General features: G+C 64.2%; 11 protein-coding genes and 1 riboswitch. Of the genes, 8 read left to right on the top strand and 3 right to left on the bottom strand.

Annotated elements, in window-relative coordinates:
• The 4 genes from QRN51_RS17780 to QRN51_RS17765 form a co-directional block, all read left to right on the top strand.
• The coding region (locus tag QRN51_RS17780; RefSeq protein ID WP_284991159.1) for a hypothetical protein at nucleotides 1–282 on the top strand (282 nt) is incomplete at its 5' end.
• A 329-nt stretch (nucleotides 283–611) separates the two neighbouring features.
• A complete protein-coding gene (locus tag QRN51_RS17775; RefSeq protein WP_284991158.1) occupies nucleotides 612–2,360 on the top strand; it encodes a GMC oxidoreductase in 1,749 nt (582 codons plus the stop codon).
• Nucleotides 2,357–2,758, top strand: a complete 402-nt coding sequence (locus tag QRN51_RS17770; RefSeq protein WP_284991157.1) for a PAS domain-containing protein — start codon at nucleotides 2,357–2,359, stop codon at nucleotides 2,756–2,758. Before QRN51_RS17775 ends, QRN51_RS17770 begins: the two co-directional genes overlap by 4 nt.
• Nucleotides 2,755–3,282 carry a cupin domain-containing protein gene (locus QRN51_RS17765; protein WP_059389855.1) on the top strand — a complete coding sequence of 176 codons (528 nt, stop codon included), beginning with the start codon at nucleotides 2,755–2,757 and terminating at the stop codon, nucleotides 3,280–3,282. The genes QRN51_RS17770 and QRN51_RS17765 overlap by 4 nt, the downstream gene beginning before the upstream one ends.
• 298 nt (nucleotides 3,283–3,580) lie before the next feature.
• Here QRN51_RS17765 and ocd read toward each other — a convergent pair whose 3' ends face one another.
• The gene (ocd, locus tag QRN51_RS17760; RefSeq protein WP_284991155.1) at nucleotides 3,581–4,612 is read right to left on the bottom strand and encodes an ornithine cyclodeaminase; all 1,032 of its coding nucleotides are present in this window, start codon (nucleotides 4,610–4,612) and stop codon (nucleotides 3,581–3,583) included.
• Nucleotides 4,613–4,771: 159 nt separating this feature from the next.
• Complete coding sequence (locus QRN51_RS17755) at nucleotides 4,772–5,203, bottom strand: Lrp/AsnC family transcriptional regulator (RefSeq protein ID WP_059389854.1); 432 nt, start codon at nucleotides 5,201–5,203, stop codon at nucleotides 4,772–4,774.
• Nucleotides 5,204–5,258: 55 nt separating this feature from the next.
• On the opposite strand from QRN51_RS17755, the gene QRN51_RS17750 reads away from it, so the two are divergent.
• The 4 genes from QRN51_RS17750 to QRN51_RS17735 all read left to right on the top strand — a co-directional run bounded on the left by QRN51_RS17750 (nucleotide 5,259) and on the right by QRN51_RS17735 (nucleotide 7,719).
• Nucleotides 5,259–5,618, top strand: coding sequence for a hypothetical protein (locus tag QRN51_RS17750; RefSeq protein ID WP_284991154.1), 360 nt, complete (start codon nucleotides 5,259–5,261; stop codon nucleotides 5,616–5,618).
• Nucleotides 5,619–5,722: 104 nt separating this feature from the next.
• Nucleotides 5,723–5,835, top strand: a riboswitch (SAM riboswitch).
• Nucleotides 5,836–5,845: 10 nt separating this feature from the next.
• The gene (locus QRN51_RS17745; protein ID WP_028267606.1) at nucleotides 5,846–6,103 is read left to right on the top strand and encodes a DUF1737 domain-containing protein; all 258 of its coding nucleotides are present in this window, start codon (nucleotides 5,846–5,848) and stop codon (nucleotides 6,101–6,103) included.
• Complete coding sequence (locus QRN51_RS17740; protein WP_059389851.1) at nucleotides 6,100–6,510, top strand: rhodanese-like domain-containing protein; 411 nt, start codon at nucleotides 6,100–6,102, stop codon at nucleotides 6,508–6,510. Before QRN51_RS17745 ends, QRN51_RS17740 begins: the two co-directional genes overlap by 4 nt.
• Nucleotides 6,511–7,719: an O-succinylhomoserine sulfhydrylase gene (locus QRN51_RS17735; protein WP_059389850.1), complete on the top strand. Its 1,209-nt coding sequence runs from the start codon at nucleotides 6,511–6,513 to the stop codon at nucleotides 7,717–7,719. It abuts the gene before it with no gap.
• On the opposite strand, the gene QRN51_RS17730 is transcribed toward QRN51_RS17735, so the two are convergent.
• Complete coding sequence (locus QRN51_RS17730) at nucleotides 7,716–8,984, bottom strand: glutamate--cysteine ligase 2 (RefSeq protein ID WP_284991153.1); 1,269 nt, start codon at nucleotides 8,982–8,984, stop codon at nucleotides 7,716–7,718. The two genes, QRN51_RS17735 and QRN51_RS17730, sit on opposite strands and share 4 nt — an antisense overlap.
• Nucleotides 8,985–9,150 lie beyond the last annotated feature (166 nt).

Here is a 9,150-nt window from a genome sequence, read left to right as displayed (position 1 = left end):
CCCCGCACGGTGGCCCGCATCCGCCGCACGGTGGCCCGCCACACCCAGCCCCGCACGGTGGCCCGCATCCGCCGCACGGTGGCCCGCCACACCCAGCCCCGCATCCGCCGCACCTGCACAAACATGTACCCCGGCCTCCGCATCCCGGCCCGCCCCCGCCGCATCGGACACCCGGGCCACTTGGGCCCCCACCGGAACCGGAAGACCTTCAATAGCCGCGGCTTGCCGGCGGATTTCAGCCGCCGACCGTGGATCCTGGGCGATGACAAGGTGGACATCTGAGGCGCCAACACAGGCTGCGGTGACGGTGTACGAGCCCGACTCCGCCACCCGTGCGCTCCGTCCAACCCCGCTAACGGCGCCGCCTACGGTGCCGGAATCCTCCAGGATCACCGCGCCGGGGGCTGCCCCGAGATTCCCCCATGCCCCACCATGGATCCGAGTGTAGCGGGCCGGGCAATTTAGCTGCGCGAACTCTATTGTGCCGCCATGGCGGCAGTAGTTAACTAGTCCCGTGAACTCTGCTGGGGAAGGGTGATCTGCCTCTAGGCCCAGTGGGCACCTGGTTTCACGGTGCCGTGGAATCAGCAAAGTTGATGGAGGGCATCGTTATGAGTGCAGTTTCTTCGTCCCAGAATTTCAATCACGGGTTTCCCACGCCCGGACCCCAGGATCCCTCGCCCCAGAAAGTCATGGATCACGTTTTCTTCCTCTCCGAGGGGGAATGGAAAAAAGTCCGCGAAGAGGAACAATTCGACCACATCGTCATCGGCAGTGGGTTCTGCGCCTACGCCTTCGCCGAGCGGACACTGACAGTCAACCCGCACGCACGGATCCTGATCATTGAACGGGGTCCGTTTTTCTTGCCGCAGCACTTCCAGAACCTGCCGCTGCCCTACAAGGAGACCCTGGGAGGCCTCTCGGAGACCTTCCCGTGGACCTTGGCAGCTGCCACCGCCACCCAGCCGCCGGGCAAGATTTCGTGGCAGCACGGCATGGTCCCTTTCTACGGCGGACGAAGCATCATGTGGAGCGCATGGTGCCCCCGCCCCGAGGAAGATGAAATGCGGGGCTGGCCGCGGGCAGTGATGGACGCCGCCAAGTCGCACTTCACGTCCGCGGAAGACCTCCTGAACGTGGTTTCGGCGGACCAGATCGACGCCGGCCGGTCGGCCGACGTCGTCGATCTCATCAACGACACCCGGCCGGTCTACGGAATCATGCAGAAAGCCCTCCAGGAACGGCTTGAGGCAGGCCTGCACAAGATCGATTCCGCCACCCGCAGCATGCCCGCACCGCTCGCTGCGGCGACCGGCGCGACGTCGGGCGTGGACTTCGCGAAGTTCTCGACGCCGGCAGTCCTCCTTGAACTGACGGACAAGCAAGCAGGACTTGAGCCCCAAGGCAAGGGCGCGGCTCTTCGCATGGTCACGGACTGCACCGTGTTGAGCGTGCTCCAGCAGGACGGACGGGCCACCGCGTTGAACACCAACCGCGGCGTAGTGAACGTCGGCAACGCCAACCTGGTCCTGGCCATGGGCACGCTTCCGCCGGCAACGCTGGTCCTCAATTCCTTCCAGCAGGTGCAGGGGGCCGGCGGGCATTTCAGCGCCCATTTCATCACCTCGGTGGTGGCCAGGGTTCCCCGCGAGGATTTTGATTTCAGCGGACAACTCGGCGAGCTGGAACTGGCGGCCATCTATTTGGCGGGTAAGAGCCCGGCCGGCATGCAATACCACGTCCAGCTTTCGGTCCTCTCGGACCGTTGCCCGGACAAGAACGCCCAGAAGTCCGAACGCTACGCCCCCGACGTCGTCGCCACGGCTTCGCTCGCGCAGCTGCGGTCCTCGGAGGACTACCTGGTGTTCATCTGCGCCGTCCTCGGCGAACTGGACGAAAGCAACCCGGAGAACCACTTGCGGCTTTCCGGCGGAGCGGACCCCACCTGCAACGTCACCTTGCAGGTGTTGGCCAACGCCACCGACGACGACACCTGGGACACCATGGACGAGGGAACCTTCCAGATGCTGGAGCGGGTCCTCTCCCCGGCAGGCGCGGAGCGGGTCGAATACTGGCACGGAGATCCCGACGAAGGAACCTGGGGTGCCGAGCGTCCCGCCATCCCGGAGCGCCGCGTTCCGGGATTGGTCCACGAAAGCTCGAGCCTGCCGATCGGCGAAGAGGAGGACGCCGTCGTCGGAATCGACTACCGACTCAACGGCGTGCAGAACGTCTTTGTCACGGGCGGCAGCCTCTGGCCCACCGGCGGTTCGTGGAACCCGACCATGACAATGGTCGCCTTGGCGCAAGACCTCGCCGAAAGACTCGAGGCCGACGGCGGAGCGGCGGCAGCGCCATGACTGTCGCCCCGGCGCTGGACCCGGCGCTCCTTCCCACGGTTCCGCCTATGAGTGCCGCCGATGTGCTGGACCGGCAGGACGGCGTGTACTGGGTGGTGAAGGACGCGAATTCGGTCTTCCTGTGGGTCAACCAGAACTTCGCGGACCTGGTGGGCATGGATAAGTCGGAGCTGATCGGGCACCAGGACTCGCGCGCGGAACACGTTGCGCACGACAAGGAAGTAATGGCGAGCGGAAAGCCGTTGCTCAACTTCCACGAGACCATCGCCGTCCCCAGCAAGGAGGGCGGCATGGTGAATGTGGACATCGTGACCCAAAAGGGGTTGCTGCGGACCCCGGGCAGCAAGGACATCATCGGCATCACCGTCTGCTTCTCACTGAAGGACCCGGTCACATGAGTGGATTCGCAGAGGACTGGATCAAACGGCTGGACATGTCCCCCGCTAGCGTGGGCGGCTGGTTCGCGCCCGCGCTCGTGAGCAACGAGGACATCGCCGGATCGGCGCTGCCTCCGCGTTTCGGCGTCGACCATCCGCTCTACAGTTCCAACTGGTACCTGCTGGAGGCGGGTGAGGTCCTCCAGTTGCACGCCCTCAAGCAGGACGAATTGTGGTTCTTCCACGTGGGGACACCGATCAGGCTGCACGTCTTCTCCCGGGAGCTCGGACTTCAGGACTTTGGCTATACCGAAGCCTTGTTGGGGCCGGATCCGGAAGCAGGCGAGATGTTGCAAGGAGTTGCCCCGAACTCCACCTGGTTCGGTGCCGAGTTGGCCGGGCCGGGGTTCGCCTTGGTGAGCTGCAGCCTCGCACCGGGATACGAGAGATCGGACTCCGCGAAACCAACGGCACGGGACATCGAGTCGCTCGTCATGAGGTTCCCCGGGCATGCCGAGCTGATCCTGCGCCTGGCGGTGGTGTAGCCGGGGCCGGCGGGATGGGCTGGGCAGGCGGGATGCCCGGATAAAACGTCTGGTGCGCCGGTTCTGGGGCCGGCGCACCAGGCTTCTCCCACCCAACTGACTAGCAGTAGTTGTCGTTTAGAGGCTCCAAAACGACAACAAATGCGTGGGCCCACGCCGCCCGGGTTCCCTGGCCGAGCTTGCGAGGCGAGGGTGGCGGTGGGGCCCCGCCGGCGAGGGTCCCTGCCTGAGCTCGCGAAGGCTGGGAGCCGACGGGGACTTGCGAGGCGAGGGTGGCGGTGGGGACCAGTTGGGCATCTCAGGAGCCGATCGGCGACAGTTCCCGCACCAGGCCGAAGAGGTCCTTGGGGTCATCGGGATTAGCGACGAGGTCAATCTCCTCGAAGAACTCCGAACCCTCAACGGCGTCGCGGAGATACCTCAAGGCGGAAAAGTCCTCGATCGCGAAGCCCACGGAATCGAATATCGTGATTTGGTCCTTGGAGGTCCGGCCCGGAGCGTGCCCGGCCAGGACCTGCCAGAATTCGGTGACGGGAAAATCGGCGGACATTTGCTGGATCTCGCCTTCAATCCGCGTCTGGGGATCGTATTCCACAAAGACGTCACCGAGGCCGAGGATGGCAGCGTCGAGTTCAGTCTTCCCTGGGCAGTCGCCTCCGATCGCGTTGATGTGGACTCCGGGCGAAACCTGGTCTGCTGTCAGGATCGTGGCATTGGCCTTGTCCGCCGTGCATGTGGTGACGACGTCGGCGCCCTCCACTGCATGGGCCGCCGAGTCTGCGATGGTGATGTCGAAGCCGAGGGGAGCCATGTTCCGGACGAACTTCTCCATCGCTGCCGGGTCCGTGTCCCAGATCCTCACACTGTTTATACCCAGGGCCGCCCGGAAGGCCAGCGCCTGAAACTCCGATTGGGTTCCGGTTCCGATCATCGCCATGATCCGGGCATCGGGGCGCGCGAGCTTCTTAGCGACCATGCCGGACGTGGCCGCCGTCCGCAACGCTGTCAGCACTGTCATCTCCGCAAGGAACGTCGGGTAGCCGTTGTGGACGTCGGACAGGACACCGAAAGCTGTCACGGTCTGGAAGCCGCGCGCGGGATTCGAGGGGTGTCCGTTTACATACTTGAAGCCGTAGGTTTCCTGGTCGCTGGTGGGCATCAGCTCGATGACGCCAAATGGCGTGTGGCTTGCCACTCGCGGAGTCTTGTCAAAAGATTCCCACCGCTGGAAGTCGTCTTCCAGGTACTGCATCATCTCCGAGATGACGGTCTCCGGGCCCCGTCCGGCCGTCCAACGAACCATATTGCGGACATCGACAAAGCGCGTCATGTGCGCTCCTTTCCCTCATAAGCACTGTTGCTACGAGGCTACGGAGCGGCGATATGCATCCACAATTGCCAAAGTACGTACTTTTCATTGAAAACATGCACAAAATGATGACTGCTTATGCACACAATGATCAACGGCAGGCGCCCGTCATAAAAGCGACTATCGCAGGACGGAACTGAGCAGCAGGCTCGTCTCGCTATTGACGATCCCCTCGATCCCGCGGATCCTGCCCAACACCTGGTCAAAGTCGCTGAGGCTCTCCGTGCGCAACTCGGCCACGAGATCCCAACCGCCGTTCGTGGTGTGTAGCGCCCAAATCTCGGGAAGTCCGCGGAGTTGGCGAATGACCTTGTCCGCCGACCTTCCCTCCACGGCAATGAGCGCAATGGCCCGGATCGCAAGTGGATCCACCTCGTCGCGCACCCTCGCGGTGAAGCCAACGATGGTCCCCGAGGAGACAAGACGCTCAAGCCGGCTATTCACGGTGGCCCGAGCAACGCCCAGCTTGCGCGCAAGGCTCGCCACGGAGGCCCTGCCGTCCTCCCGGAGAGCGGAGAGGAGCTGGCGGTCAAGGTCGGTGAGTGCTGCCATAAAGATAAACGTATCGCCCATTCCCCAAGCGGGCCTGAGTCCGTAGGGTATCGACATGAGCATCTACATCAGCCCCGACTCTGCTGCATGGTCCCTGACGGCCATGGCGACTGGTGCGTCAGCGGGATCAATCGATGATGCAAATGGCATGTCCAACCTGGTGAAGGAAATCTACGAGACAGAAGGTTTCGAAGCCTTGTCGGGTGTGGTTTTTGCATTGGCTCATCACAACAGCCTCTCGCTGCATGCACTCGCCACGGCCACCGGGATATCCGTCCACGAACTGCTGGAAATCCGGAAGCATCAAGGTTCCACTTTTCATCACTCCCCTACGGCAGTAGCGTCGCGGTTCGACGCCATTCCACCCCGGATCCAGGCGAGCCTGGAACCGCTGCCCAATGAAACCGAGTCCTAGGACGCTGGCACCCCAGCCCTCGCCAGCCTGGCTGCCGTCCGGTTACGGAACATGACGACGGCCGGTGATGCAGGCCGCCGTCGTGGATGTTATTTTTCTTCTTGAGTAATGAGCACCAGCGCGAAGCCCTGACTTGCTGGTCGGCAACCCTCTCTCCGGCGGGGTGCCTCAGGTGACTACTCGGCGTATCGACACTTTCGAACTGCAAGCGTGACTGAGGAGCACCAATGCCTGAACCCACCGAAGAAAAACTCTCGTACCGTCTCATCACGGGCCCTGACACCAAGGAATTCTGCGAGCGGATCTCCACCGCCCTCGCGGAGGGATACGTGTTGCACGGCAGCCCGGCCGCGACCTTCAACGGCACGGACGTAATCGTGGCACAGGCCATCGTCCTGCCCGCGGCAATCGCAAGCGCAGATGCCGCCGTTGCCAATGCGGTGGATCAGCTTGATGAAGAGTTCGACGGCGAGGGCCACGCATGAGCTACGCAGGCGACCTCAGCCCGCACGACGCCTGGGCCAAGCTTGAGCAGGGCGCCATCCTGGTGGACGTCCGCACCGAAGGCGAGTGGGCACACATCGGCATCCCGGACACCAAAGCCACCGAGAACGATCCCCTGTTCATCCAGTGGAACCTGGCCGGAGGCATCCCCAACACCCGTTTCATCGAAGAGTTGACGCAGCAGGCCCCGGAGGCGGACGGCACCGAACTGGTTTTCCTCTGCCGCTCCGGACAGCGCTCCATCGCCGCCGCGATTGCCGCCACCCAGGCCGGCTACACCTCCTACAACGTCCTCGAGGGCTTTGAGGGCGAGCCGGACCGCTACGGCGAGCGAACCGTGAACGGCTGGAAAAACCGTGGACTTCCGACGAACCTGGGGAACATCTAAGTGACTTTCAACCCTGACGCCGCCAGCTGGAGCCCTGACACCCAGGCCGTCCGCGGCGGTCTTGACCGTACCAACTTCCAGGAAACGTCCGAGGCCGTCTTCCTGAACTCCGGCTTCGTCTACGAGTCCGCCGCAGCCGCCGAGCGAGCATTTACGGGCGAGGACGAACGCTTCGTCTACTCCCGTTACGGCAACCCCTCCGTAGCTACCTTCCAGGAGCGCCTCCGCCTGCTCGAAGGCACCGAAGCGTGCTTCGCGACGGCGTCGGGCATGTCCGCTGTCTTCACCGCCCTCGGTGCGTTGCTTGCTGCCGGTGACCGCGTAGTTGCCGCCCGCTCGCTCTTCGGCTCCTGTTTCGTCATCCTCAATGAGATCCTGCCGCGCTGGGGCGTCGAGACCGTCTTCGTCGACGGGCCTGACTTGGACCAGTGGCGTGCTGCCCTGTCCGAGCCGACAACCGCAGTGTTCTTCGAGTCGCCGTCGAACCCCATGCAGGAAATCGTGGACATCGCCGCGGTGAGCGAGCTGGCCCACGCGGCCGGCGCCACGGTGGTCGTCGACAACGTCTTCGCCACTCCCCTCCTGCAGCGCTGCGGCGATCTCGGAGCAGACGTGATTGTCTACTCGGGCACCAAGCACATCGACGGCCAGGGTCGGGTCCTTGGCGGAGCGATCCTGGGCACCAAGGAGTTCATCGACGGTCCCGTCAAGCAGCTCATGCGGCACACCGGTCCGTCGCTTTCCGCGTTCAACGCCTGGGTCCTGACCAAGGGTCTGGAGACGATGGCGCTGCGTGTCAACCACTCCTCGGCGTCTGCGTTGCGGATCGCCGAGTGGCTCGAGGAACAGCCGGCCATCAGCTGGGTCAAGTACCCGCTGCTGAAGTCGCACCCGCAGTTCGAGCTCGCCGCAAAGCAAATGAAGGCCGGCGGAACTGTGCTCACCTTCGAGCTGCTCCCCTCCGCAGGGCGATCGGCGAAGGAGGCCGCTTTCGCGCTGCTGGACGGGCTCGCCGTCATCGACATCTCGAACAACCTCGGCGACTCCAAGTCCCTCATCACCCATCCCGCCACCACCACGCACCGTGCCATGGGTCCGGAAGGCCGCGCGGCAATTGGCCTGAGCGACGGCGTCGTGCGGCTTTCGGTGGGGCTGGAGGATGTGGACGATCTCATCGGGGACCTCGAGCGGGCCCTCAAGCAGGTCTAGCCGGGCGCTTCGCGCCAGTCCTGGCGCACCCAGGTGAGGACGGGTTGCGGCTTGGTGTCGCTCTCGTCCCTCTCTGAGCGCATCGTGATCTGGACGGCGTGCTCTACGACGGCGGCCAGCCCGGCGGCGTCGGGCGCGCTCCCGTTGCTCTCGCTCCAGCGCCCGGCAACACCACGCTGTTCGATAGCGCCGTTGCCACGGCTCAAGATGGCTGCCACGCCGGTTTGGACCAAGTCGAATTCACCCTGTTCGGCGAGCACGGGTTCCAAGTATTCCACCAACGACCAGACGACGTCGGCGGCGGGTTCCGGGCGAAAGGTTCCGAAGTCCAGCAGTTCGGTACGCAGTCCGAAGTTGCTTGCTTGCCAGGACGCCATCCGCAAAAGCGCAGTGGGCACGGCAGCGGGCTCTATTCCGGCATGGTATTCACGAACAGAAGTCTCAACCAGTGCCCTGACGAGCACCGCGATGAGCGCCGCATCCTCGGCCCGGAGGCAGACATCGGCCACCCGGACCTCCACCGTGGGAACGTGCCGGGACAGCCTGGCGTCGAAGTAGACCATCCCCTCGTCCAGCAGCACTCCCGTTTCGATGAGCCTACGGACAACCCGTCGGTAAGCAGCCAGGGACCCGAAGATGGCTGACGGCCCCGACGAAGGCCAGCGGTTCCACGCCTGCGTCCGATAGCTCTCAAAACCCGTGGCCAGGCCACGCCAGTAGGGAGAATTGGCGCTCATCGCCGTGAAGACCGCGAGCTTGTCCCGGATGCGGTCCAAGACCATCACGCCTTCCTCGGGGGACTCGATCGATGTGTGCACGTGGAATCCGCACGTGAGCTGTTCGTGCGCCGTGATACCGAACCGTTCGAGCATGATGGCGTACCGGGGATCCGGAGTGGTGTGCAACGCAGCATCCACGGGCGATGTGGCCAACGCGGCGATCCGAGCGCCGTGGCGCCGAGCGGCATGGCTGGCGAGGCCGCGCCCCCTGCGGATCTGGTGCAGGAGCTCGGCGTAGCTGCGGCATGGGCGGGTCTGGGTTTCGATCTGCTCAAGTTTGAGCTCGTGGCTTAGGCCGGTATCGGGACCGTCGATCTCCTCGAGGGTGGGTCCGGGTTCGGTGCCATCCTGGGCGGCGTGGGCAGCGTCATCGTGGGCGGCGCCGTCGTGGGCGGGGGCCGAGAGGAGCGCGTCGGCAAGCGCGAGCGGCTCGCCGGTCACGGGATCGACGATCAGCAACTCCTCCTCCACACCAAAAGTGCGCACGGATCAATTGTGCGCCATGGCAGCCTTGCGGAGACAGACCGGGATTTTGCGGGCCGCCCGAGGGATTCTGCTGGATCACTCCGACAGGACCGGGGGACAGCCTCTATTTTCCGGGCATTAGCGATAAGCCACCCCCGGGTGATCCAGCAGAATGTCCGCCAACTCA

Origin of the sequence: Arthrobacter sp. efr-133-TYG-120 (genome assembly GCF_030209785.1) — a bacterium.
Lineage (GTDB): Bacteria > Actinomycetota > Actinomycetes > Actinomycetales > Micrococcaceae > Arthrobacter.
The sequence above is the reverse complement of the archived record's forward strand: the minus strand, read 5'-3'. Positions and strand labels throughout refer to the sequence as shown.

What these genes read in the sequence shown, in the direction of transcription:
- QRN51_RS17775 (WP_284991158.1), top strand. Translation starts at nt 612, where the DNA reads ATGAGTGCAGTTTCTTCGTCCCAGAATTTCAATCACGGGTTTCCCACG.
- QRN51_RS17770 (WP_284991157.1), top strand. Translation starts at nt 2,357, where the DNA reads ATGACTGTCGCCCCGGCGCTGGACCCGGCGCTCCTTCCCACGGTTCCG.
- QRN51_RS17765 (WP_059389855.1), top strand. Translation starts at nt 2,755, where the DNA reads ATGAGTGGATTCGCAGAGGACTGGATCAAACGGCTGGACATGTCCCCC.
- ocd (WP_284991155.1), bottom strand. Translation starts at nt 4,612, where the DNA reads ATGACGCGCTTTGTCGATGTCCGCAATATGGTTCGTTGGACGGCCGGA.
- QRN51_RS17755 (WP_059389854.1), bottom strand. Translation starts at nt 5,203, where the DNA reads ATGGCAGCACTCACCGACCTTGACCGCCAGCTCCTCTCCGCTCTCCGG.
- QRN51_RS17750 (WP_284991154.1), top strand. Translation starts at nt 5,259, where the DNA reads ATGAGCATCTACATCAGCCCCGACTCTGCTGCATGGTCCCTGACGGCC.
- QRN51_RS17745 (WP_028267606.1), top strand. Translation starts at nt 5,846, where the DNA reads ATGCCTGAACCCACCGAAGAAAAACTCTCGTACCGTCTCATCACGGGC.
- QRN51_RS17740 (WP_059389851.1), top strand. Translation starts at nt 6,100, where the DNA reads ATGAGCTACGCAGGCGACCTCAGCCCGCACGACGCCTGGGCCAAGCTT.